The organism is Rhizobium sp. ZK1 (assembly GCF_047782645.1).
Lineage (GTDB): Bacteria > Pseudomonadota > Alphaproteobacteria > Rhizobiales > Rhizobiaceae > Rhizobium.
On sequence record NZ_CP180586.1, the window covers coordinates 4,296,191 to 4,319,800 of the forward strand.

The 23,610-nt window shown below is 61.6% G+C and carries 23 protein-coding genes; 4 read left to right on the top strand and 19 right to left on the bottom strand.

Going from position 1 to position 23,610, the window contains the following annotated elements; all coding sequences use genetic code 11:
* Window positions 1–298 precede the first annotated feature (298 nt).
* Both polA and ACK9YZ_RS21590 read left to right on the top strand, forming a co-directional pair.
* On the top strand, window positions 299–3,298 hold the full coding sequence (gene polA, locus ACK9YZ_RS21585) for a DNA polymerase I (protein WP_416065106.1): 3,000 nt from the start codon (window positions 299–301) through the stop codon (window positions 3,296–3,298).
* 274 nt (window positions 3,299–3,572) lie between these two features.
* A complete protein-coding gene (locus tag ACK9YZ_RS21590) occupies window positions 3,573–6,005 on the top strand; it encodes a DNA translocase FtsK (RefSeq protein WP_416065107.1) in 2,433 nt (810 codons plus the stop codon).
* Between the two features lie 15 nt (window positions 6,006–6,020).
* Here ACK9YZ_RS21590 and ACK9YZ_RS21595 read toward each other — a convergent pair whose 3' ends face one another.
* The 15 genes from ACK9YZ_RS21595 to phnG form a co-directional block, all read right to left on the bottom strand.
* Window positions 6,021–6,527 (bottom strand): GrpB family protein, encoded by a 507-nt coding sequence (locus ACK9YZ_RS21595; protein WP_416065108.1) that lies wholly within the window; start codon window positions 6,525–6,527, stop codon window positions 6,021–6,023.
* 19 nt (window positions 6,528–6,546) lie between these two features.
* Complete coding sequence (phnN, locus tag ACK9YZ_RS21600; RefSeq protein WP_216758959.1) at window positions 6,547–7,143, bottom strand: phosphonate metabolism protein/1,5-bisphosphokinase (PRPP-forming) PhnN; 597 nt, start codon at window positions 7,141–7,143, stop codon at window positions 6,547–6,549.
* Window positions 7,143–8,282 (bottom strand): alpha-D-ribose 1-methylphosphonate 5-triphosphate diphosphatase, encoded by a 1,140-nt coding sequence (locus ACK9YZ_RS21605; protein WP_416065109.1) that lies wholly within the window; start codon window positions 8,280–8,282, stop codon window positions 7,143–7,145. The genes phnN and ACK9YZ_RS21605 overlap by 1 nt, the downstream gene beginning before the upstream one ends.
* A gap of 13 nt (window positions 8,283–8,295) precedes the next feature.
* Window positions 8,296–8,991: a DUF1045 domain-containing protein gene (locus tag ACK9YZ_RS21610; protein ID WP_216756533.1), complete on the bottom strand. Its 696-nt coding sequence runs from the start codon at window positions 8,989–8,991 to the stop codon at window positions 8,296–8,298.
* Between the two features lie 138 nt (window positions 8,992–9,129).
* Window positions 9,130–10,476: a phosphonate ABC transporter, permease protein PhnE gene (gene phnE, locus ACK9YZ_RS21615; RefSeq protein ID WP_416065110.1), complete on the bottom strand. Its 1,347-nt coding sequence runs from the start codon at window positions 10,474–10,476 to the stop codon at window positions 9,130–9,132.
* A 7-nt stretch (window positions 10,477–10,483) separates the two neighbouring features.
* Window positions 10,484–11,446: a phosphonate ABC transporter, permease protein PhnE gene (gene phnE / locus ACK9YZ_RS21620; protein WP_416065111.1), complete on the bottom strand. Its 963-nt coding sequence runs from the start codon at window positions 11,444–11,446 to the stop codon at window positions 10,484–10,486.
* Between the two features lie 68 nt (window positions 11,447–11,514).
* Window positions 11,515–12,423 (bottom strand): phosphonate ABC transporter substrate-binding protein, encoded by a 909-nt coding sequence (gene phnD, locus ACK9YZ_RS21625; RefSeq protein WP_416065112.1) that lies wholly within the window; start codon window positions 12,421–12,423, stop codon window positions 11,515–11,517.
* An 89-nt stretch (window positions 12,424–12,512) separates the two neighbouring features.
* Window positions 12,513–13,358, bottom strand: a complete 846-nt coding sequence (phnC, locus tag ACK9YZ_RS21630) for a phosphonate ABC transporter ATP-binding protein (protein WP_416066787.1) — start codon at window positions 13,356–13,358, stop codon at window positions 12,513–12,515.
* Window positions 13,359–13,475: 117 nt separating this feature from the next.
* Window positions 13,476–14,093: a DapH/DapD/GlmU-related protein gene (locus ACK9YZ_RS21635; RefSeq protein ID WP_216756538.1), complete on the bottom strand. Its 618-nt coding sequence runs from the start codon at window positions 14,091–14,093 to the stop codon at window positions 13,476–13,478.
* Window positions 14,090–14,800, bottom strand: a complete 711-nt coding sequence (gene phnL, locus ACK9YZ_RS21640; protein WP_416065113.1) for a phosphonate C-P lyase system protein PhnL — start codon at window positions 14,798–14,800, stop codon at window positions 14,090–14,092. The genes ACK9YZ_RS21635 and phnL overlap by 4 nt, the downstream gene beginning before the upstream one ends.
* A gap of 5 nt (window positions 14,801–14,805) precedes the next feature.
* Entirely contained in the window at window positions 14,806–15,582 is a 777-nt protein-coding gene (phnK, locus tag ACK9YZ_RS21645) for a phosphonate C-P lyase system protein PhnK (protein ID WP_216756541.1), read from the bottom strand.
* A complete protein-coding gene (locus ACK9YZ_RS21650) occupies window positions 15,579–16,454 on the bottom strand; it encodes an alpha-D-ribose 1-methylphosphonate 5-phosphate C-P-lyase PhnJ (protein WP_416065114.1) in 876 nt (291 codons plus the stop codon). The genes phnK and ACK9YZ_RS21650 overlap by 4 nt, the downstream gene beginning before the upstream one ends.
* The gene (locus ACK9YZ_RS21655) at window positions 16,451–17,557 is read right to left on the bottom strand and encodes a carbon-phosphorus lyase complex subunit PhnI (protein WP_416065115.1); all 1,107 of its coding nucleotides are present in this window, start codon (window positions 17,555–17,557) and stop codon (window positions 16,451–16,453) included. Before ACK9YZ_RS21655 ends, ACK9YZ_RS21650 begins: the two co-directional genes overlap by 4 nt.
* A 4-nt stretch (window positions 17,558–17,561) precedes the next feature.
* Complete coding sequence (phnH, locus tag ACK9YZ_RS21660; RefSeq protein WP_416065116.1) at window positions 17,562–18,170, bottom strand: phosphonate C-P lyase system protein PhnH; 609 nt, start codon at window positions 18,168–18,170, stop codon at window positions 17,562–17,564.
* Window positions 18,170–18,646 carry a phosphonate C-P lyase system protein PhnG gene (gene phnG / locus ACK9YZ_RS21665; RefSeq protein WP_416065117.1) on the bottom strand — a complete coding sequence of 159 codons (477 nt, stop codon included), beginning with the start codon at window positions 18,644–18,646 and terminating at the stop codon, window positions 18,170–18,172. Before phnG ends, phnH begins: the two co-directional genes overlap by 1 nt.
* A gap of 119 nt (window positions 18,647–18,765) precedes the next feature.
* Between phnG and phnF the strand changes: the two genes are divergently transcribed.
* The gene (gene phnF / locus ACK9YZ_RS21670; protein ID WP_416065118.1) at window positions 18,766–19,503 is read left to right on the top strand and encodes a phosphonate metabolism transcriptional regulator PhnF; all 738 of its coding nucleotides are present in this window, start codon (window positions 18,766–18,768) and stop codon (window positions 19,501–19,503) included.
* 60 nt (window positions 19,504–19,563) lie between these two features.
* Window positions 19,564–19,758 carry a ribonuclease E inhibitor RraB gene (locus ACK9YZ_RS21675; RefSeq protein ID WP_416065119.1) on the top strand — a complete coding sequence of 65 codons (195 nt, stop codon included), beginning with the start codon at window positions 19,564–19,566 and terminating at the stop codon, window positions 19,756–19,758.
* A gap of 91 nt (window positions 19,759–19,849) precedes the next feature.
* On the opposite strand, the gene ACK9YZ_RS21680 is transcribed toward ACK9YZ_RS21675, so the two are convergent.
* From ACK9YZ_RS21680 to ACK9YZ_RS21695, 4 genes are all read right to left on the bottom strand, one after another.
* On the bottom strand, window positions 19,850–20,104 hold the full coding sequence (locus ACK9YZ_RS21680) for a hypothetical protein (protein ID WP_216756551.1): 255 nt from the start codon (window positions 20,102–20,104) through the stop codon (window positions 19,850–19,852).
* 129 nt (window positions 20,105–20,233) lie between these two features.
* Window positions 20,234–20,869: a 2,3-bisphosphoglycerate-dependent phosphoglycerate mutase gene (locus ACK9YZ_RS21685; protein ID WP_416065120.1), complete on the bottom strand. Its 636-nt coding sequence runs from the start codon at window positions 20,867–20,869 to the stop codon at window positions 20,234–20,236.
* A 21-nt stretch (window positions 20,870–20,890) separates the two neighbouring features.
* Window positions 20,891–21,715, bottom strand: coding sequence for a 4-hydroxy-tetrahydrodipicolinate reductase (dapB, locus tag ACK9YZ_RS21690; RefSeq protein WP_416065121.1), 825 nt, complete (start codon window positions 21,713–21,715; stop codon window positions 20,891–20,893).
* Between the two features lie 18 nt (window positions 21,716–21,733).
* Window positions 21,734–23,521: an ABC transporter ATP-binding protein gene (locus ACK9YZ_RS21695; RefSeq protein WP_416065122.1), complete on the bottom strand. Its 1,788-nt coding sequence runs from the start codon at window positions 23,519–23,521 to the stop codon at window positions 21,734–21,736.
* Between the last annotated feature and the right edge of the window lie 89 nt (window positions 23,522–23,610).

The following is a 23,610-nucleotide window of genomic DNA, read 5'->3' on the forward strand; positions in this document are numbered from 1 at the left end:
AAAAACTAAGCCGCCACGGCCTGGAGGAAGGCCATGGCGGCTTGAAAATGAGGACAAAGGCCCGGAGAGGGGGATGAGGCCTTTGTCCAAGCCTGACGCGGGCGGGGGACAAGCCGGCTATCAGACCCGCGGCGCGATCAAACGCCGGTAAGCCAGATTTGTGATTGAAATTGTGGTTTTTCAAGGGAAAGGGAAAAAACCGCCTATTACAAATTGGTAACAGTTTGGTGAGGCGGAATCTTTTTGCACAACCAAGTTTATATGGACCTCGAAGAACCGCCGCGCTATCCATGCTGCCATGAAAAAAGGCGATCATCTCTTCCTTGTCGACGGTTCGGGCTTCATCTTCCGGGCCTTTCATGCATTGCCCCCGCTGACGCGCAAATCCGATGGCCTGCCGGTCGGCGCCGTCTCGGGTTTCTGCAACATGCTTTGGAAGCTGCTGAGGGATGCACGCAGCACCGATGTGGCCGCCACGCCGACTCATCTCGCCGTAATTTTCGACTATTCGTCGAAGACCTTCCGCAAGGATCTCTATGACGCCTATAAGGCGAACCGTTCGGCACCGCCCGAAGAGCTGGTGCCGCAGTTCGGCCTGATCCGCGAGGCGACGCGCGCCTTCAATCTTCCCTGCATCGAGACGGAAGGTTTCGAAGCCGACGATATCATCGCCACCTATGCCCGCCAGGCCGAAGCCGTCGGCGCCGACGTGACGATCGTCTCCTCCGACAAGGATTTGATGCAGCTCGTCACGACCAATGTCCACATGTATGACAGCATGAAGGACAAGCAGATCAGCATCCCCGATGTCATCGAGAAATGGGGTGTGCCGCCGGAAAAGATGATCGACCTGCAGGCCATGACCGGCGATTCCGTCGACAATGTTCCGGGCATTCCGGGCATCGGTCCCAAGACGGCCGCCCAGCTTCTCGCCGAATATGGCGATCTCGATACCCTTCTCGAGCGTGCCCACGAGATCAAGCAGGAAAAGCGTCGCCAGACGATTCTCGAAAACATCGACAAGGCGAAGCTTTCCCGCGAGTTGGTGCGCCTGCGCACCGACGTGCCGCTGGAGCTTGGCCTCGACGCGCTCATCCTGGAGCCGCAGAACGGCCCCAAGCTGATCGGCTTCCTGAAGACCATGGAGTTCACGACGCTGACGCGCCGTGTCGCGGAAGTCTGCAATTGCGATGCCAGCGAGATCGAGCCTGCTTTCGTGAAGATCGAATGGGGTGCGGAAGCGCATGGCCCGGATCTCGATGCAGCCGAGCCGGAGCCTGTCGCGGGCACTATCCCTGACGTAGGTGGCGAGGCCGTCGCGGTTCCGCCGCGTGCAAAGGCGAAAACTGCGGTCGAAGGCACGTTTGCGCCGGCCGATCTTGCCAAGGCGCGGGCAGAGGCTTTTGCGACCCTGCCGTTTGACCATTCCTCCTATGTGACGATCCGCGACCTAGCGACCCTCGATCGGTGGATCGCCGACGCGCGGGACACCGGCCTCGTCGCCTTCGATACGGAAACGACCTCGCTCGATGCCATGCAGGCCGAGCTCGTCGGCTTCTCCCTGGCGATTGCCGATAATGCGACAGACCCAACCGGCACACGCATCCGCGCCGCCTACGTGCCGATCAGCCACAAGACGGGCGTCGGTGACCTGCTCGGCGGTGGGCTCGCGGAAAACCAGATCCCGATGCGCGACGCGCTATTGCGGCTGAAGGCGCTGCTGGAGGATGAATCGATCCTCAAGGTGGCGCAGAACTTGAAATACGACTACCTGCTGATGAAGCGCTACGGCATCGAGACGAAGAGTTTCGACGATACGATGCTGATATCCTATGTGCTCGATGCCGGCACGGGCGCGCACGGCATGGACCCCTTGTCTGAAAAATTCCTCGGACACACACCGATCGCCTACAAGGATGTTGCCGGCTCCGGCAAGTCCAACGTCACTTTCGACCTCGTGGATATCGAGCGCGCGACCCACTACGCCGCAGAAGACGCCGACGTGACGCTGCGCCTCTGGATGGTGCTGAAGCCGCGCCTTGCCGCTACTCAGCTTACGCGCGTCTATGAGCGTCTGGAACGTCCGCTCGTGCCTGTTCTGGCGCGCATGGAAGAACGTGGCATCACGGTCGACCGCCAGATCCTGTCGCGCCTGTCGGGCGAACTGGCTCAGGGGGCAGCCAGGTTCGAGGATGAAATCTATCAGCTTGCCGGCGAGAGGTTCAATATCGGCTCTCCTAAGCAGCTTGGCGACATTCTGTTCGGCAAGATGGGCCTTGCCGGCGGCAGCAAGACCAAGACCGGCCAGTGGTCGACCTCGGCAAGCGTGCTGGAAGACCTGGCGGCGGCCGGCTTCGAGCTGCCGCGCAAGATCGTCGACTGGCGCCAGCTCACCAAGCTGAAGTCCACCTACACGGATGCGCTTCCGGGTTACATCCATCCGGAAACGAAGCGGGTGCACACCTCCTATTCACTGGCATCGACGACGACAGGCCGCCTTTCCTCCTCGGAGCCGAACCTTCAGAACATTCCAGTCCGCACCGCCGAAGGCCGCAAGATTCGCACCGCCTTCATTTCATCGCCCGGCCACAAGCTGATCTCGGCCGACTACAGCCAGATCGAGCTGCGCGTGCTCGCCCATGTCGCTGAGATCCCGCAGCTCGTGCGCGCTTTCGAAGACGGCATCGACATCCACGCCATGACCGCCTCCGAAATGTTCGGCGTTCCCGTCGAGGGCATGCCGGCCGAGGTGCGCCGCCGCGCCAAGGCGATCAACTTCGGCATTATCTACGGCATTTCCGCCTTCGGTCTCGCCAACCAGCTTTCCATCGAGCGCTCGGAAGCCGGCGACTATATCAAGAAGTATTTCGAGCGTTTCCCCGGCATTCGCGATTACATGGAAAGCCGCAAGCAGATGGCCCGCGACAAGGGCTATGTCGAGACGATCTTCGGCCGCCGAATCAATTATCCGGAAATCCGCTCGTCCAATCCTTCGGTCCGCGCCTTCAACGAACGTGCTGCCATCAACGCACCGATCCAGGGTTCGGCCGCTGACGTCATCCGCCGCGCTATGATCAAGATCGAGCCGGCGCTCGCCGAGGCAGGCCTTGCCGATCGGGTGCGCATGCTCTTGCAGGTGCACGATGAATTGATCTTCGAGGTCGAAGACGAGGATGTTGAAAAGGCGATGCCAACAATCGTTTCGGTGATGGAAAATGCCACCTCGCCGGCCCTTGAAATGCGCGTACCGCTTCGGGTCGACGCACGCGCCGCCACCAATTGGGACGAGGCGCATTAAGGCATGTCGCGCAAAACTGCGCAGCGGTTTTGCGGCAACGGCATGCGAAAACGAAAGCCGAAGTGCGGCAAGCGGATCTGAAAGATCGCGCCGCGCTTTAGGCGCTTCGTCAGATTACCCCAAAGATTTTTCCTGAAGACTCAAATCTCTGAAACCAATGGAGTTTCCTCTTTTTGGCCGTCCCGCAACGGAACGGCTGGAAGGAACTTATTAACCTTCATTTCCTATCCGGAAGGATGTCCGAATTTACCAAGCGTGAGTGAGTAGCTGTCGCATGCGTTTTCCCAGAACCAATTTGACGGATGCCGGAGATTTCTCGTCCGGACTGGAAGCTGAACATCCCGTGGAAAATGCCCCCGTGGAATATGAAGGCGAAAAGCCGGTGCCGCCGCTTTGGCAGAGCAATTTCTCGCTCGCCCCGAACGTCCGCTTCACCCGCACACCGGAAACGCTGATCAGCAAGCGCCGCGCCCCAGAAGAGCCTGTTCGCGAGGAGATCGTCGTCGTTGCTCCTCCTGTGCCGCAACCTGCGCCCCCACCGCAATCCCCGGCCGCACAGCAACCAGTGCCGATGCGAGGGCCGATCACGGTCAACGTGCCCTTCGATATCTATCTTCCGGAAGTGGTCGAGCCGGTCATCGACCAGCAGACGGAAGCACAGCCGCAGCCGGTTACCGCCGCATCCGTGGAAACCACGCTGCGCGCCGCATCGGAGCTTTCCTCGATCTCGGATTTCGCTTTCTGGGAAGTCATGGCTTTTGAGGAGACGGACGCCGAGCCGTCACGTGCGCCAATGATCAACCTGTCGCAGGCCGAACCCGAAACGATCACCTCGCGCTTCCGCATCATGGAATGGCGTCCCGGCCGGCATAATCCTGCACCGGTAACACCACGCGCTGCCCCGCCCTCCGCCGCTGCACCCGTCCGGGCGGCTCGTCCTCCGGCAGCCGCAGCACCCCTGAGTCGGCCGCCGGCCCGCCCTCCGCTTGCCGGGACTGCTGTCGTCCAGCCACCCGTTGCTGCGCAGCCAGCCGCGCAATCGCCCTTTACCCAGGCCGCGCCGGTCATCCAGCCGACGCAGCCGCAGTCCGAAGTGCTGCCCGTGGCGCGCGTCGAAATCGCCGCCGCTGCCCCGTCGCCGCTTCGTCCGGCCCGCATGATCGTCGAAAAAGTCGATGCATCCGGCTACGAATTCCCGCCGCGCGCCCTGCTGCAGGAGCCGCCGGAGCGGCTTGGCGAGATCATGTCGCAGGAAACGCTGGAGCAGAATGCCGGCCTTCTCGAAAGCGTGCTGGAGGATTTCGGCGTCAAGGGCGAGATCATCCATGTCCGCCCTGGTCCTGTCGTCACACTCTATGAATTCGAGCCGGCGCCCGGCGTAAAATCATCCCGCGTCATCGGCCTTGCCGATGATATTGCCCGATCCATGTCGGCACTGTCTGCCCGTGTGGCTGTCGTTCCCGGCCGCAACGTCATCGGCATCGAACTGCCGAATGCGACGCGTGAAACCGTCTATTTCCGCGAGATGATCGAAAGCGACGATTTCGACAAGAGCGGCTACAAGCTGGCGCTCGGACTCGGCAAGACGATCGGCGGCGAACCCGTGATCGCCGAACTCGCGAAGATGCCGCATCTGCTCGTTGCCGGCACGACCGGCTCGGGCAAGTCCGTTGCCATCAACACCATGATCCTGTCGCTGCTCTACCGCATGACGCCGGAACAGTGCCGCCTGATCATGGTCGATCCCAAGATGCTGGAACTCTCCGTCTATGACGGCATCCCGCACCTGCTGACGCCCGTCGTCACCGACCCCAAGAAGGCTGTCATGGCGCTGAAATGGGCGGTGCGCGAGATGGAGGAGCGCTATCGCAAGATGTCGCGCCTCGGCGTCCGCAATATCGACGGCTATAACGGCCGCGTCTCCCTGGCCCGTGAAAAGGGCGAGACCATCCATATCATGGTCCAGGTCGGCTTCGACCGGCAGACCGGTGCGCCGATCGAGGAGCAGCAGGAACTGGATCTCGCGCCGATGCCGTATATCGTCGTCATCGTCGACGAAATGGCCGACCTGATGATGGTCGCCGGCAAGGAGATCGAAGGCGCAATCCAGCGTCTCGCACAGATGGCGCGTGCTGCCGGCATCCATCTCATCATGGCAACCCAGCGCCCGTCAGTCGATGTCATCACCGGCACGATCAAGGCGAACTTCCCGACCCGCATTTCCTTCCAGGTGACTTCGAAGATCGACAGCCGCACGATCCTCGGCGAGCAGGGCGCCGAACAGCTGCTCGGCCAGGGCGACATGCTGCATATGCAGGGCGGCGGCCGCATTGCTCGTGTCCACGGCCCCTTCGTTTCCGACGCGGAAGTCGAGAAGGTCGTGGCACATCTGAAGACGCAGGGCCGGCCGGAATATCTTGATACCGTCACGGCCGGCGAGGACGATGAAGCCGAGGATGAAGAGGACGGCGCGGTCTTCGACAAGAGCGCCATGGGCGCTGAGGATGGCGACGAGCTTTACCAGCAGGCCGTCAAGGTCGTCATGCGCGACAAGAAGTGCTCGACCTCCTACATCCAGCGCCGTCTCGGCATCGGCTATAACCGTGCCGCCTCGCTGGTCGAGCGCATGGAGAAGGAAGGGCTGGTTGGCCCGGCAAACCACGTCGGCAAACGTGAAATCGTCTCAGGCCGCGGCGATAACGAATAATCCGAGCGCGGCTGGTTACTGCTCCTCAGAAGCCAGCCGCAGCGTCTCCAACACGAAGTCGCGCTTGCCTCCGGTATAATAATCCCAATCGTCATTTGCCTCGCCCATGAGCTTCAGCTTGAGGGCGGCATAGGCGTTCGCTCTTTCTGGATGGGAGCGGAGATAATCCCGAAAAGCGATCCGGTCTCGCAGCACGGCATTGTCCGCCGAGCAGAGATAGAGCCGGGCGCCGTGTGAGCCTTTGCCGCTGGTGAAGGTCCAGGTCTGTTGCTGGTATTTGTCGCCGTGAAAGGTGAAGGCGCCAAGCGATTGCGCACGCTCGATCGCCTCGGGAAGGGCATCCGCGCTCGCAAAGGCGGCGTGCAGGTCGATCTTTGGCTTGGCGGCCAGTCCGGGGACGGATGTGCTGCCGACGTGATGAAAGACGGGATGGAGACCGGCGAACAACGGCTCGAGCTCACCGACGATCCGACGGAAGAGAGACGGCCATTCCGGGTCATAGTCGACGACGCGAATGGCCATTCTCATATCCTTATCTTGTTCAGGCGATTTCCTTCAGGAAGCCGTCCAGGAGATCGATCATCTTGCGCTCGGCCTCCTCAAGCGAATCGCTATTGTCCAATTCCACGACATCATAATCGCCACGCACTGTCAGCGGGCCGCGAGCAAGACGGGCCATGATATCCTCATGCGTCTCGCGGCCACGAGCCTCCAGGCGGCCGGCCAGCACTTCCGGGCGGGCCGTCACATTGATGACCTTCAGCCGCGGGAAGGCGGCCTGGAAACGGTGTAGCGCCGAACGCGAACCGTTCGCAACGACAATGTGGCCCCTGGCGAGCGAGACGGAAACTTCTGCCGGAATGGCGTATTTGAGACCATGCGCCTCCCACCACACGGCAAAGGCGCCGGACTGCTCCATCGATGCGAATCCCGCATCCGAAACGGCGAGGTGATCCTCTCCGCCGGCATCACCTTCACGAGTGATGACGCGGCGGGCAAAATGCACGTCCTCCCGGCGATCGAAATGCCGGGCCGCAAGGTTCATCAGCGTGTCCTTGCCGGCCCCGCTCGGACCGACGACGACGACCATGATGCCGCGTTCGGCACCGGCGCCCGGATGGGGCTCGTGTGACATCATCATGCGACACGGCGTCCTTCGCGCCAGACGGAACGCGTCACCGGCACGCCATGCGAACGGTGAACGCGGACGAGATCGGCACGTAGGCCGGTTTCGATGCGGCCGCGATCGTTGAGACCGACGGTGCGTGCTGGTGTGGCCGTGACCATCGCGATCGCCTTCGACAAGGTAATGCCCTCAACCTCGTCGGCAAGAATGAAGGGCGCATGCAGCAGGCTAAGCGGCACATAGTCGGACGAAAGCACGTCGAGAACGCCGAGCTGCGCCAGATCACGCGCGGCGATATTGCCGGAATGCGATTTGCCGCGCACGATGTTCGGTGCGCCCATCAGAACGCTCATGCCGTTTTCATGCGACAACCGGGCTGCGTCAATGCTGGTCGGGAATTCGGCCAGGCGAACGCCGTTTTCGATCGCCTCATCGACATGGGCAGGTGTGGCATCGTCATGGCTTGCGACGGTGATGCCGCGTTCGGCGCAGACCTTGGAGATTGCGTCCCGATTGGGCGTTGAATTACGATCGGACTCGGCGATGCGTCTGGCGCAGAAACGGGCGAACTCCTCGTCCGTGAGACCGCGCTTCTTCTGATAATAAAAGATGTACTGGTCCATTGTCTGGAACTGGCGCTGGCCGGGCGCATGGTCCATCAGCGAAACGAGACGGACATAGGGATCGTTCTCGAAATCGGCGAAGTGCTGCAGCACATTGTCGGCTGAAACCTCGCAACGCAGATGGATGAGGTGTTCGGCGCGCAGGCGCCCTTCCTTCTCGGCGGACTGGATGGCATCGGCCATCTCGCGCATCTCGCCGTGCTCGAAACCGCCGTCTTCGTCAGCGCCCATGCGCAGGCAGTCGAAGACCGTGGTGATGCCTGAGGTGACGATCTGCGCATCGTGGGCCTGGATGGCCGCCGTCTTGTTCCAGCGGATGCCAGGACGCGGTGAATAGTGGCCTTCCAGATGGTCCGTATGCAGCTCGACGAGGCCGGGAATGATGTAATCGCCCTCGAAATCCTCGCCGGCTAATGAACTGCCTTCCGAAATATCGGCGATCCTGCCGTCACGGATCAGGATAGACCCCGAAAGGATATCGTTCTGGAGAACGATACGGGCGTTTGAAAGAACGGTTTCTTTGCTCATATCAGAAAATCTTTCAGCTTCTGGCGCCAGCAAGAGGCAGCCATGTGTGGACTTTGAAAGGCGCGCCGCGCACCTCTTCGCTAAAGACGGCAAGGCCGGAAATGTGAAGCGGCCTGCCGGTGAAAGCTGAGAAACGCTCCGTCAGGATCGCTTTCATCACTTCCGCGCGCTCTTCCGGCACCTGGCCGGTCAGCGTCATATGGAAGCCGAAGTCATCCATGACATATGGATAGCCCCAGCGCATGAGATTATTGCGCTGGCTCTCGGAGAGTCGTTCCGGTTTGCGCCTGATAATATCGGCCTCGGAGAGTGCTGCCCGGAATGGCTCGAAAGACTTTACCACCTTTGCCGCGAAATCCTGAAGCGGTTGGTGCAACGAACCCGGCACAAGCGCGAAGAAGCGACCAAGCTGGCCGAGCACCAGTTCCGGGATGTCGAAGGCCGGCGTGTTGGCGACGAAATCTTCGACAACCGTCATCAGATCCTTTTCGGTCACGGAGGAGGCAAGCTCGAAAGGCGCCTTGATCGTCGCATGGAAGCCATAGCGGCGCGGATCGGCCGTCAGTTCGAATTGTTCGTGTGCCGGCAGCGTCTCGTATTCGGGTGCAGGATAGGTCTCGCCGGTAAAGGCATTGCGGCCGAGCCAGACAGAGGCAGCATCCGTCAGGGAATGATCCTTAGACGGCGAAAAATAGAGAGCGTAGCGCAAGGCTTTTATCCTGGAGATCGTCCGAACGGGGAGCGCAATGTGCATTGATTTGGCGGCGAACCGCAAGCACGCTCCGGCTAAAAGATTTCCATGACAGAATGATGATGACGGCAGGCCGTCATCATCTTTTGATCGGGCTTAGCGGCCCGCCTTGGTGCCCATCAGACGATGGCGCAGCGCATTCGATGCGGTATCGAACAGGAAGACGACGATCAGGATCAGGATGACCATGTATGCGACGTTTTCCCAATTGGAATTGGTGCGCATGGCTTCCCAGAGCTTGAGACCGATACCGCCGGCGCCAACGGCGCCGATGATCGTCGCGCCGCGTACGTTCGATTCCCACTGGTAGAGCGTTTGGCTGACGATGACGGGAACGATCTGCGGCATGATGCCGTAGCGATGCACCAGCACGGTCGAGGCGCCTGTCGACTTCACGCCTTCGCGCGGTTTGTTGTCGATATTCTCGAGACCTTCCGAGTAGAGCTTGCCGAGCGTGCCGGTCTCCGTGAGGAAGATGGCGCCGGAACCGGCAAGAGGGCCGGGGCCGAAGGCGCGCGTCAGGAACAGCGCCCAGATCAGCATGTCGACCGAACGGAGGAAGTCGAAGAAGCGCTTCAGGGCCTGGTTCAGAAACCTGTTTGGCGTGATGTTGCGCGCTGCCATGAAGGCGAGCGGGAAGGCTGCGAGCGAACCGAGCAACGTGCCGAGGAAAGCCATCACGATGGTCTGGAAGAGCTTGGTCCAGACATCGCCATGCTGCCATTCGCTGTTGTTCCAGATATTGTCGAAAGCGAGCGACAGGTTCGACTGATCGGGATGGATCCGCGGGCCGGAGAGGATGAGACTGATGACCTCGCTTGCCTGCTTGTCGAAGAAGGGCGACTGAGTATCGAAGACGAAGTTCGCCCAGCCGATAAATCGCTTGCGCACCTTCACACGGTCGACGGAAATGCTGACATCCCCTGCAAAACCAAGATTGGCGAGCACGTTGTCATCATAGACCGTCATCCAGCCCGGAACCGGACCGACGACTTTCGGTGCGCCGCTGGAAACATCGACCGGCACTGTCATGCCATGGGCAACGATCGTCGTCTGGCTCTTGCTGACCGTCACCGTGCGGCCGCTGCCGCTGACGAGGACCGTGATGCTGCCATCTGTGTTGGTTTTCAGCCAATCCGGATGCGGATCGTCGCCAAGCGGTGAGAAGCGCGGATAGCGCGTCTGGATCGTGCCATCGTCCTGGATACGGAATTCCGGCTGTACGTCATAGCTGATCCACTGGCTCATATAGATGCCGAAGCGTTCCCAGTGAGCTTCCGCGACGAGCTTCGGCAGATCGAAGAACCAGACGGCATAGATGCCGTAGAGGATTGTTGCGAGGACGATGAGGAGACCGCCGAAACGCTGGCGGAAGGACCGGTGGAAATATTCCGGATAGCGCGTTTCGATCTCATGCATGCGGTTTGCGTCGATGACCGTCATGGCAGCCTCAATGTTGCAGGAGGAAGGCGTGTTCGCCGACGAGACGGCGGCGCAGCCAGGCGGAGAATTGGTCGACCGCGACGATCGTCACGAAGAGCAGCAGCACGAGCGCCACGGTCTTCGCGCCGAAACCGCGGGAAATGGAAAGCTTGAGTTCTTCACCGATACCGCCGCCGCCGACGGCGCCGATGATGGTCGATGCACGTACGTTGATCTCGAGGCGCAGCAGCGCATAGGAAGCATAGTTCGGCATGACCTGCGGCAGGGCGGCGAAACGCACGCGCTCCAGCCAGTTCGCGCCGACGGCCCGCATGCCTTCGTCCGGTTTCATGTCGATATTCTCGGCGACTTCATAGAAGAGCTTGCCGAGCGCGCCGATCGTATGGAGCGTGATCGCGATGATTGCTGCCACCGGTCCGATCGAGAGGATCGCCGAAAACAGGCCGGCGATGACGATCTCCGGGAAGGCGCGCAGGAATTCCATGATGCGCTTGGTAAAGATGCGCAGCGGCCAGTTCTTCGTCAGATTGCGTGCAGCAAAGAAGCTGAGCGGAACGGCGAAGATGAAGGCGATGATGGTCGAGACGAGCGCGATATTGATCGTGATGATCATCAGCTCGAAATATTCCGGAATGTAGAAGCTGCCCCAGACATAGACACGGCCATTGGCGAAGTTGAATTCCTCGCCGCCCTTGTCATTCGGGCTCGCAATATCGAAAAGCGCGCGCCAGACATCGGCCCAGTCTTTCGGGATGAGCCAGCTCAGGAAGTCGAAGAGGTGCGGCAGGCGGTCGAAGAAATGACCGGCATTGCTCTCGTCGGCAAAGCGAACGGAGCTTACAAAGGCGACGATGAGGATCACCAGGCCAAGGGCGGTGTAGAAACGCCTCCTGGCGATCATCCTGTCCCAGGCAGTGGCGATTTCCTTCGTGCTCTGCATTGGCACATGCTGCGTATCGGCAATAGTCATGAACGCCTCGCCTGGTCACAAGAAAAAAGGGCGGCCGTTGCCGGCCGCCCCGCATACGGATGGCGCAATCAGCCGCCGATCGTCGCGCGACGGGTTTCGATCACCGCGTTGTAAAACTCAGGCGTTACCTTGACGTAGCCGGCATAGTCGCCGCCTTCGATCGCTTCAAAGCAGCTCTTGTCCTTCTCGGGCAGAGCCATGAAGAAGTCGGTGAGCTTTGCCTTCCATTCGTCGCCAAGCTTGTTGCTGACGACGAGCGGGCCGTTCGGGATCAGCGGGGACTGCCACAACTGCACGATGTCGCTCATGTTCAGAGCGCCCTTGTCGACCATCTTGCGGAGGTTGCCGGAGCTGTATCCATCCTTGAAGTCGCCAACGCCGGACGCCCAGGTCACACCGACATCAACCTTCTTGTCGAGGACTGCGAGGACGTTGTTTTCGTGGCCGCCGTTGAAGGAGGTCGAGCTGTAGAACTCCTCAACCGGCATGCCGAGGTCCTTCGGCAGCGTGACCTTTGGAACGAGGTAACCCGAGGTGGAGTCCGGATCGGCATAGCCGAGCTTCTTGCCCTTGGTGTCGGCAAGTGTCTTGAAACCGGAATCCTTACGAGCGACCAGAACCGAGTAGTAACCCGTTGCGCCGTCGGTCTGCTTGGTGGTGAGGATCGGCGTGACGGCCTTTTCGTCCTTGATGAAGGTCGCAGCGTAGCCGGAAGCGCCGAGTTCGGCGAAGTCGAGTGTGCCGCCGAGCAGGCCCTGGATAACGCCGTCATAGTCGGCAGCCGGGAAGAGCGAAACCTTCTCGAAGCCGAACTCCTTCTTCAGGTCATCCTGAAGGCAGGCATAGTTGCGCAACCGGTCCGCTTCGTTCTCTCCACCGAGGATGCCGACGCGGAATTCCTTGAGATCAGCGGCATTGGCAGCGCCGGCTGCGAGCGACAGGATCGCCGTAGCCGCAAAAAGTGCTTTCTTCAACATGGGTTCTCTCCAGAATGACCGGGGGTCCGGTCGTTTTTGTTACGAAGAAATGTGCCCTTGACGCGGGCGTTCGATCGCGGCCGCCCCTCTCACAGACCGGCCAGCGCCAGCGGTTGATTGCCGGCGGATTGGTTTTCGGCTCCTTCCGGAGCCATGTTGATTGCGGTCGAGGTCATCGTTTCGTCGATGCCCGCACCGTCCTTGTCCGTGCCGTAGATTTCTTTCACGGCCTCGGCGGTCAGCTCGGAGGGCTTTCCGTCGAAAACGACGCGGCCGCCTGCCATGCCGACGATGCGTTCGCAGTAGTTGCGGGCCGTATCGAGCGTGTGCAGGTTGGTGATGACGGTAATGCCTTCGCGCTCGTTGATGTCGCGGAGCGCATCCATGACGATCTTGGCGTTCAGCGGGTCGAGCGAGGCGATTGGCTCATCGGCTAGAACCATCTTCGGGTTCTGCATCAGCGCTCGGGCAATCGCCACGCGCTGCTGCTGACCGCCCGAAAGCGTGCCGGCAGCCTGCAGCGCCGTCTGCTCGATGCCGAGGCGTTCCAATGCAGCAATCGCGTGGATGCGTTCTTCGCGGCTGAAGACGTTGAGCAGGCTAAGGATCGTCGAGCGGTGGTTCAGGCGGCCGAGCATGACGTTGGTGAGCACGTCGAGGCGCGGCACGAGGTTGAACTGCTGGAAGATCATGGCGCAGTCGCGCTGCCAGTTGCGCAGTGCCTGGCCGCGAAGGCCGGAAACCTCGACACCACCGAAATGGATGGTGCCGGAGGAGGGTTCCTGCAGTCGGTTGATCATGCGCAGGAGCGTGGACTTGCCGGCGCCGGAACGGCCGATGATGCCGACCATCTGACCCTGAGGAATGTCCAGCGTTACGGAGTCGACAGCGAGCTTTTTTCCGAACCGGCGTGTGACATTCTTCAGCTCGAACATCATGCTCTTCCCTCGCATTGCAGGCTTGCTTCTGGGATCGCATTAGTCCCGCTTCATGAACCTCGCATGTCAGTTTTGTGTAAGTCCTGTCACAAACCCTGCGCTGCAGCATTCTGCTCAGCCGCCGTATCGGGAGAGGAAGTCTTCGGCGCCAAGTGCCCGGAAATCAGGCAATGCATCGCGCAGCCGGTCGTGTTCCCAGTCCCACCAAGCAAGCCCATCCATGCGCTCGCCGATCTCCTTCGGAAATCGCTCGCGGATGAGCTTGGCCGGCACGCCGCCGACGATCGTGTAGGGAGCGACATCCTTCGAGACGACTGCGCCTGCACCGATCACGGCCCCGTTGCCGACAGTCACGCCGGGCAGGATCGTCGCGCCATGACCGATCCAGACATCATTGCCGATGACGACCCGGTTGGAGCGGCGCCATTCGAAGAATTCCGTCTCCATGTCGGCATCCGGCCAGTAGTCGATGGCACGGTAGGTGAAGTGGTGCAGCGTCGCGCGCCAAGTCGGATGGTTGGTGGCGTTGATGCGCACCGCAGCAGCGATGTTGACGAACTTGCCGATCGTTGCGCACCAGATGGAGCCGTCCTGCATGATGTAGGAATAGTCGCCGAACTCCGCCTCGCTGATCCGGCAGCGCTCGGAGACTTCCGTATAGCGGCCGAAGGTCGAGTTGGAGACGGAGGCGGTCTCGTGGAAATAGGGCTCGATGCCCAGCTTGCGGCTCATGCGGCGATCGCCTTTCGCGGAGAGAATTGCTGAACGTCGAGAATGCGGTCGGCGGTTGCCTCGCGCACTTCCTCATCGTGGAAGATGCCGAGCAGCGCGACGCCCGCCTTCTTCTTTTCCTCGATCATGCCGACGACGACGGCCCGGTTCTTCGCGTCGAGCGAGGCGGTCGGCTCGTCGAGCAGCAGGATCGTATGATCGGTGATGAAGCCACGGGCGATGTTGACGCGCTGCTGCTCGCCGCCGGAGAACGTGGCGGGCGGCAGCTGCCAGAGCGCTTCCGGCAGGTTGAGCTTTTCGAGCAGCGCTGCGGCCTTTTGCCTGGCGCTTGCGGCAGCTTCTCCCCGCGCGAGCAGCGGCTCGGCGACGACGTCAATCGCCGCAACGCGGGGAACCGTGCGCAGGAACTGGCTGACATAGCCGAGCGTCTGGCGCCGCACGTCGAGAATGGTGCGCGGGTCGGCGGCGGCGAGGTCGACGATCTTGCCGTTGTGATCAACGAGGATCTGGCCGGTATCGACGGCATAATTGCCGTAGATCATCTTGAGCAGCGAGCTTTTGCCGATACCTGAGGGGCCACCGAGCACGACACATTCGCCCGATGCCACCGAGAAGGAGACATCCGAGACAACAGGCAGCTTGATGCCGTCGCGCAGATGCATGATGAAGCTCTTGGCGACTTCTGAAACGACGAGGGGCGTTGCCATGGTTCTTAAACCTGCAGGATCGAGGAAACGAGGAGTTGGGTATAGGGCTCGCGCGGGTCGTCCAGCACGCGGTCGGTCAGACCCTGCTCGATGACAAAGCCGTCCTTCATCACCATCATGCGATGAGAGAGAAGGCGGGCGACGGCGAGGTCATGCGTGACGATGATGGCCGAGAGGCCGAGATCGTTGACGAGGCCGCGCACCAGATCGAGCAGACGCGCCTGCACCGAGACGTCGAGACCGCCGGTCGGCTCGTCCATGAAGACGAGGCGCGGGCCGGTCACGAGGTTGCGGGCGATCTGCAGGCGCTGGCGCATGCCGCCGGAGAAAGCGCGCGGCTGGTCGTCGATGCGGCCGGTATCGATCTCGACACGCTCCAACCAATCGATAGCGGTGGAGCGGATCTTGCCGTAGTGCCGGTCGCCGATCGCCATCAGCCGCTCGCCGACATTGGCGCCGGCAGACACCGTCATGCGCAACCCGTCAGCCGGGTTCTGATGCACGAAGCCCCAGTCCGTGCGCATCAGGAAGCGGCGCTCGGCCTCGCTCATGTGGTAGAGGTCGCGGTAATTGCTGTCGCGCATGTGATACTCGACACTACCTGTTGTCGGCATCAGCCGGGTGGAGATGCAGTTGAGCAGCGTCGTCTTGCCCGAGCCGGATTCGCCGACGATGGCGAGCACTTCGCCGGGCCAGAGCTCAAAGGAGACGTTCCGGCAGCCGATGCGGTTGCCGTAGAACTTTGAGAGGTCGTTGACTTTGAGAAGCGGTGTATCGGTCATTCTGCAGCCTCCCGGGCCAGCATTTCGCCGGCATGTCCGTGTGCACGGCGGTCTTCGCAATGGTCGGTATCGGAGCAGACGAACATGCGTCCGCCCTTGTCGTCGAGGATCACCTCGTCGAGGTAGACCTCTTCCGCGCCGCAGAGTGCGCAGGGCTTGCCGAAGCGCTGGATTTCGAAGGGATGGTCTTCGAAATCAAGGCTGACGACGTCGGTGTAGGGCGGCACGGCATAGATGCGCTTTTCGCGGCCGGCGCCGAAAAGCTGCAACGCTTCCGACCTGTGCATTTTCGGATTATCGAATTTAGGCGTCGGCGAGGGATCCATGACATAGCGGCCATGAACCTTGACCGGATAGGCATAGGTCGTGGCGATACGGCCGTTGCGGGCAATGTCCTCGTAGAGCTTCACATGCATGAGGCCGTACTCCTCAAGCGCATGCATCTTGCGTGTCTCCGTCTCGCGCGGTTCGAGGAAGCGCAGCGGTTCCGGGATCGGCACCTGATAAACGAGCACCTGGCCTTCGCTGAGTTTTTCCTCAGGGATACGGTGGCGCGTCTGGATGATCGTCGCATCCTTGGTGTGGGTCGTAACCGCGACATTGGCGACCTTCTGGAAGAAGGCGCGGATGGAGACGGCATTCGTCGTGTCGTCGGCGCCCTGGTCGATGACCTTGAGAACGTCGTCAGGCCCGATGATGGCGGCCGTCACCTGCACCCCGCCGGTGCCCCAGCCGTAAGGCATCGGCATTTCTCTGCTGGCAAAGGGCACTTGATAGCCGGGAATGGCGATCGCCTTCAGGATCGCGCGTCGGATCATGCGCTTGGTCTGTTCGTCAAGATAGGCGAAATTGTAGGTGGCGAGATCACTCATTCGGCGGCCTCCTTTTGGGTCTCGCCGCTGTTGCGGGCGGCTTCGAATTCGCGGCGCATGCGGCGGACGAGGTCGAGTTCGGCCTGGAAGTCCACATAATGCGGAAGCTTCAGGTGCTCGACGAAGCCGGTCGCCTGTACGTTGTCGGAATGGGAAATGACGAATTCCTCGTCCTGCGCCGGCGCGGTAATGTCCTCGCCGAGATCTTCAGCCCGCAGCGCACGATCCACCAGCGACATGGCCATCGCCTTGCGTTCGCTCTGGCCGAAGACCAGGCCGTAACCGCGGGTGAACTGCGGCGGCGCCTTGGCCGAACCCTTGAACTGGTTGACCATCTGGCATTCGGTAAGTTGGATCGTACCGAGCGAGACGGCAAAGCCGAGTTCGGCCACGTCGAATTCCACCTCGACCTCGCCGATGCGGATTTCGCCGGTGAACGGGTGGTTGCGGCCATAGCCGCGCTGGGTCGAATAGCCGAGTGCCAGCAGGAAACCTTCGTCGCCGCGGGCAAGCGCCTGCAGTCGAAGATCCCTGGTCATCGGGAATTCCATCGGCTCGCGCGTCAGGTCGCCCGTCTCGTGATCCTCGGGAAGCTCGCCGTCGTTTTCGATCAGCCCTTCCTGGCCGAGGATTTCGGAGACGCGCATGACGCGGCCGCTCTCCGCCTCGCGCTGCGCCGGCTCTTCCACGGCCTCGTCCGAAAGTAGCGAGGGATCGAGCAGGCGGTGCGTGTAGTCGAAGGTCGGCCCAAGCAGCTGTCCGCCCGGAAGATCCTTGTAGGTGGCGGAGATGCGGCGTTCGATCTGCATATTGGCGGTATCGAGCGGCTTCGAATAGCCGAAGCGCGGCAGCGTCGTGCGATAGGCGCGCAAGAGGAAGATCGCCTCGATCATGTCCCCGCGCGACTGGCGCACGGCAAGGGCGGCGAGCGTCCGGTCATAGAGCGAGGCCTCGGCCATGACGCGGTCGACGGCGAGCGCCAGCTGTTCGACGATCTGCTCGATGCCGATCGCCGGCACGGAGCGGTCGCCGCGCCGGCGGTCGGCGAGCAGGCGGTGGGCATTGGCGATGGCGGCCTCGCCACCCTTGACGGCAACATACATGAGCTCAGATCTCCGTTGCTGTGATCTTGGTGGTGCGCGGCAGGCAGAGGAAACGCTTGCCCGCCGTCAGCACGAGGTCGATGCCGCGCGGGAAGAGGGCGCGGTTCTCCGTCCATAGGCGCAGGAAGGTCTCCGGCAGGCCGATGGGTGCGATCTCAGTTACGCTCTGGATGCCCGGACCCATCAAGGCGAGCCGGCGGCCGCCTCCGAGATCGGCAAGCTCGATCACGACAGTCGTGGAACGGTCGGGATATTCCTGCGTGCCGGCGGCAAAGAGACCGAAGGTGGAAAGCGTCATACCGGCTTCGACGAAGGCAAAGCGCGCCTCTGCCTTTTCGGTGGTCATAGGTGCGCCGGCGTGGAAGCCGAGCCATTCCGGGACCGCCGACTTGGCGAGCCCTGTGGAAAGCCAGACGGGGGTATAGTGGTCACAGAGCGTCAAGCCAATCACGCCGGCGGCCATGCCGAGCGGTGCAGGCGGCACAACATCGGGTGTGACAGACTGGATCGTACCGGGCCGGGCCATGCCGACCATCAGCATCTTGAACACGCTCTGCGCATGGAAGACCGGCTCACTGAAGCCACCGGTCAGAACGTCGGTCTTGAGGCTCATCAGTTGTCTCCCCGCACCATGGTGAAGAAGTCGACGCGGGTCGCGGCCGTTTCCTCAGCCTTGCGATTGGTGTCATCGGCGATCCGCTGGGCGATCGGGGAAAGCAGCCTTTCCTCGACGAAGCCCCTGGTTGCCTCTTCCTGCCAGAGCGCATCGAAGATCGCGGAAAGCCGTGCCTTTCCGCGATCGGTCCCCAGCGCCTGGGCGTGACCGACCGAGCCGGAAGCGAGGCGCACCGTTGCGCGCGTCACCGTCACTTCGCCGAGATTGAAGGGCGCACCGCCGCCGCCGATGCGGCCGCGGACCATGACGAGGCCTGTCTCCGGGCCACGCACCGGCTGCGCTACCGGTTTTTCGGCAAGCGCATCCCAGGCCGCCAGCAATTCCTGTGTCTCAGCGCGGGCGAGCAGATCGGCGGTGCGTTTGCGCCCGCCCTCCGCCTGCACTGCCGCTTCCGTCTTCTCCGCTGTCACCATATTCTTTTCCTCAAAATGTCTATTGATATAGACAACCATACAAGCTATACCTATCCCTAAATCGGCGAGGTGACAAGCGTGTGACATGGCACGCCTGAAATCGGCTGGGCAGGGGTGTAATGGCAGGAATAGAGCAGGTACAGCGTCAGACGGGCGTGGCGCTCTGGCGCCAGATCGCCGACAGGATCCGCCAGGCGATCAGCCGTGGCGCCTACGACGAAACAGGCATGGTGCCGCCGGAAACGGTTCTGGCGCTGCAATTCGGCGTCAACAGGCACACGGTTCGCAGCGCGCTCGCCGCTTTGGCGCAGGAGGGAATCGTTCGCGCGGTGCAGGGTCGCGGCACGCTGATCGAGCGCAAGGAGCGCCTGAATTTTCCGATCAGCCGCCGCACCCGCTTCACCGATGGTATCAGGGATCAGGCGCGCGAGACGCGCGCGCTCCTGCTTGGCCATGCCGAGGAGGAGGCGGATTCAGAGGTGGCCCGCTGGCTGCACCTGGAGCAAGGCACGCCGGTGATCCGATTGGAAACGGTGCGCGAAGCAGATAAACGTCCGGTTTCCCGCGCCACGAGCTGGTTCCCGGCCGCGCGCTTTGCCGGTATCGGCGAGGCCTACCGGACGGCGGGATCCATTACCAAGGCCTTTATCGCCCTCGGCCTGTCCGACTATGTGCGCGCCACGACGGAGATCACTGCCGCCCACGCCGACGCCGGCGATATCGCCGATCTCGAGCTGACACCGGGCGCCGTGCTGCTGATCACCAAGGCGATGAACACCGACCTCGACGGCGTGCCGGTGCAATATTCGATCAGCCGTTTTGCGGCAGACCGGGTCCAGTTCACGATTGAGAATTGATGGTGGGGTGGGGACGAAAAGGCCGGACGCGTGTTGGATGCCACATATCGAACGACTGACATGCTCGCTCATGTCCTCCGAACAGCAAGTAGCCAGTCACTAAGGGCTCAAAACGACGTCGTCGAGAGCGTCGTGTTTTCACAGCTTCAAGCTCCAAATGATATAGACAAACAGACTGAACTTCTCGACGTAAGTGCCGCCAAACTCGGTGGAGAATATGATGGTTGGGAGACGACTGTTCATCGAGGCAAATAACTACAAACGGCTACCGCCGCCTTCGCCAGATCGGGCCAGACCTGAAAGACTATTTGATGATCACAGCAGTAACCAAGCTGTTCACGAAGAACTATTCAGGAGCATCAAAGCCGGGAATAGGGTTGCCGTCGGCACCCATCGCCACTCCGCCGCTCACGACGACAACGTAGGTGTTCCGTTTGGATGGTACCGGGTCATCCGGATCGCCAGCGAAAAACCTTACACCATTGCCTGAATTATCCGGATCATCCCAACGCCAGCCACGAGAGCTGGATGTTGGCTTCCCGACCCAGTGTGATGGAATTTGCGGCGGTCGGACCTTTCCCGACAAAATATCATCATCCATAAAGAGGTTCCAATTTCAAACGGCGGGAAGAATTTATGATGATGGCATCGGGGGGGCAGCGGCTAGTTTCGCCGCCACCGGCCGGGCATCCGCGCCCGGCCTCGACCCTCATCGCAACTCCGATCGCGTTCAGTGCGCGCCAGACATGTCGCCGAGCACTTCCTTGGAAGCGACGGTGGAATCTGCCTTCAGCTTGTAGACCATCGGCACGCCGGTCGCGAGATTGAGCGACAGAACCTGCTCGCGAGTGAGGCGGTCGAGAACCATGACGAGCGAACGCAGCGAGTTGCCGTGCGCGGCAACCAGCACCTTTTCGCCACGCAGGACGCGCGGAAGGATTTCCGTGAGATAGTAAGGCCAGACGCGGGCGCCGGTGTCGCGCAGGCTTTCGCCGCCCGGAGGCGGAACGTCATAGGAGCGGCGCCAGACATGCACCTGTTCTTCGCCCCACTTGGCGCGAGCGTCGTCCTTATTGAGGCCGGAGAGATCGCCGTAGTCGCGCTCGTTCAGCGCCTGGTCGCGGATCGTCTCGAGATCAGGCTGGCCGACCTTGTCGAGGACGAGCTTCAGCGTGTGCTGCGCACGCACCAGCGCGGAGGTGAAGGCGATATCGAACTTGATGCCGTAATCGGCAAGCGCCTGGCCGCCGGCCGTCGCTTCCTGGATGCCGAGCTCGGTCAGATCAGGATCCTTCCAGCCGGTGAAGAGATTCTTGAGATTCCAGTCGCTCTGGCCGTGGCGAACGAGGACGAGGGTACCGCTCATGAAAATGCCTCCGAGAAATGGTCAATGGGAAGAAAGCCCGAGAACGTCGAGCATGGAATAGAGTCCCGGCTTCTTGTCGCGCGCCCAAAGGGCTGCCTTGATGGCGCCACGCGCAAAGATCGAACGGTCGGTCGCGCTGTGGGACAGGGTGACGGTCTCGCCTTCGCCGGCAAAGAGCACCGAATGTTCGCCGATGACGGAGCCGCCGCGCAATGTCGCAAAGCCGATCGTGCCGGCTTCCCGCGCGCCGGTATGGCCATCGCGCACGCGCACGGATTTCGAGCCAAGATCGATATTGCGGCCCTTCGCGGCTGCCTCGCCGAGCAACAATGCCGTACCCGAGGGTGCATCGACCTTGCGCTTGTGATGCATTTCGAGAACTTCGATATCCCAGTCGGCTGAGTCGAGCGCCTGGGCGGCCTGCTGCACGAGAACGCTGAGCAGGTTGACGCCGAGGCTCATATTGCCAGATTTGACAATGCGGGCATGGCGCGCGGCCGCCGCAATCTTTGCATCGTCCTCCTGCGAGCAGCCGGTCGTGCCGACCACATGAACGATGCGGGCCTGCGCGGCGAGACCGGCAAATTCGATGGAGCCGGCAGGCGAGGTGAAGTCCAGTACGCCTTCGGCATGAAGGAAGGCTGCCAGCGGATCGTCGCCGATAATGATGCCAGTGGCGCCAAGCCCGGCGATTTCACCGGCATCCTTGCCGACGAAGGGCGAACCGGGACGCTCGATCGCTGCATGCAGCGTCACGCCGTCGATGGAATGAATGAGACGGATGAGCGTCTGCCCCATGCGCCCCGCCGCTCCGACCACAACCAGTTTCATCGCAGCGTCGCTCATGTCAGTCCATCATCCCGATCAGTATGAATCAGAAGCCGAAGGCCTCTGCAGATTGTTGAGGCGAGCGTAAAGACCGTCGCTGACCTTCGCAAGCGTCTCGTGATTGCCTTCTTCGACGACGCGGCCCTGCTGCATCACGATGATCTTGTCGGCGCGCACAACGGTCGAAAGCCGGTGGGCGATGACGACAACGGTGCGGCCGGTCATGGCTTCGTCGAGCGCCTTCTGCACGGCCGCTTCCGATTCCGTATCGAGTGCGGAGGTCGCCTCGTCGAGAAGCAGGATCGGTGCGTTGCGCACCAGCGCACGGGCGATCGAAAGCCGCTGGCGCTGGCCGCCGGAAAGCGTCACGCCATTTTCGCCGACGGGCGTATCGTAGCCCTGCGGCTGCGCGAGGATGAAGTCATGCGCATAGGCAAGCCGCGCTGCCTTCTCGATATCCTCGTCCGTGGCTTCAGGGCGGCCATAGCGGATATTGTCGCGGATCGTGCCTTCGAAGAGGTAAGGCTGCTGCGAGACATAGGCGAGCTGCCGGCGCAGCGACTGCTTGGTGATATGGGCGATATCCTGCCCGTCGATCAGGATCTCGCCTTCCTTCGGATCATAGAAACGCGGAATGAGGCTGATGACGGTGGATTTACCGGCGCCGGACGGGCCGACGAGCGCCGTTGTCTTGCCGCCCTCGGCCGCCAGCGTCACGCCATCAAGCACGCGTTCATTGCCATAGGCAAACGAGACGTTGCGGAATTCGATCTTCGCTTCGGTGACAACAAGCGGCTTGGCATCCGGCAGGTCACGCTGGCGCGGTTCCATGTCGAGCAACTCGTAGATCATCCGGGCGTTGACGATGGCGCGCTCCATCTGCACCTGCAGGCGGGCAAGGCGCCGGGCCGGATCGTAAGCAAGCAGCAGCGCCGTGACGAAGGAGAAGAAGGCGCCCGGCGGCACGCCCTGATAGATCGAGCGATAGGCGGCATAGGCAAGCACGCTCGCGACGGCAAAGCCGGCAAAGCTTTCCGTCAGCGGCGAGGTACGCTCGGAAAGCCGCGCGATACGGTTCGCCCGGCCCTCGGCAGCGCCGATCAGCTTGTTGACCTTGTTCTCCAGCGCTTCTTCCATCGTGAAGGCCTTCACGATGGAGATACCCTGGATCGTCTCCTGCATGGCGCCGAGAACATGGCTGTTGAGGTCGACGGCCTCGCGGGTGGCCGAGCGCAGGCGTTTGGAAACGTAGCGCAGTGCATAAAGCAGCGGCGGCGCCAGAATGAAGACGGCAAGGCTCAGCAGCGGATCCTGCAGCACCATGACGCCGATCAGCGAGACGAAGGTCAGGAGATCGCGCACCGTCGAGGTGATGGTGAGGTTCAGGACATCGCGGATGCCGCTGACATTCTGGCTCACCTGGGCCGCGATTTGGGCCGAGCGCGCCTCGTTGAAGAAGCCGACGGAAAGCGTCATCAGGTGCGAATAGAGCCGGCGCTGGTAGCGGGCGACGATGTCGTTGCCGATCCGCGACAGCGCCACACCCTGTCCGTAGCTCGCAAAACCGCGCAGCATGAAGGCGATGAAAATGGAAAGACAGATGATCCAGACGACGTCCGCGCGCCTGTTGGCGAAGGCCTCGTCGATGATCGCCCGCATGATCCAGGCGGTAAATGCCGTCGAAAGTGCCACGATGACAAGGCAGGAGATCGCGAAGACATAGCCCCAGAGATGGTCCCGGCCGTTTTCCGCAATGATGCGCTTCAGGATTCCGGTCACGGTATCGCTGTTGACGTGTGGCTTTCTGCTGGCGGCGGCTTCCAAAAATAGGCTTCCTGTTTCAGGGCCGCATGCCGCAGGCGCGGCACGCATATGCGCGGGCTCTATAAAGAGTTGAGGGGGCTTTGGCTAGA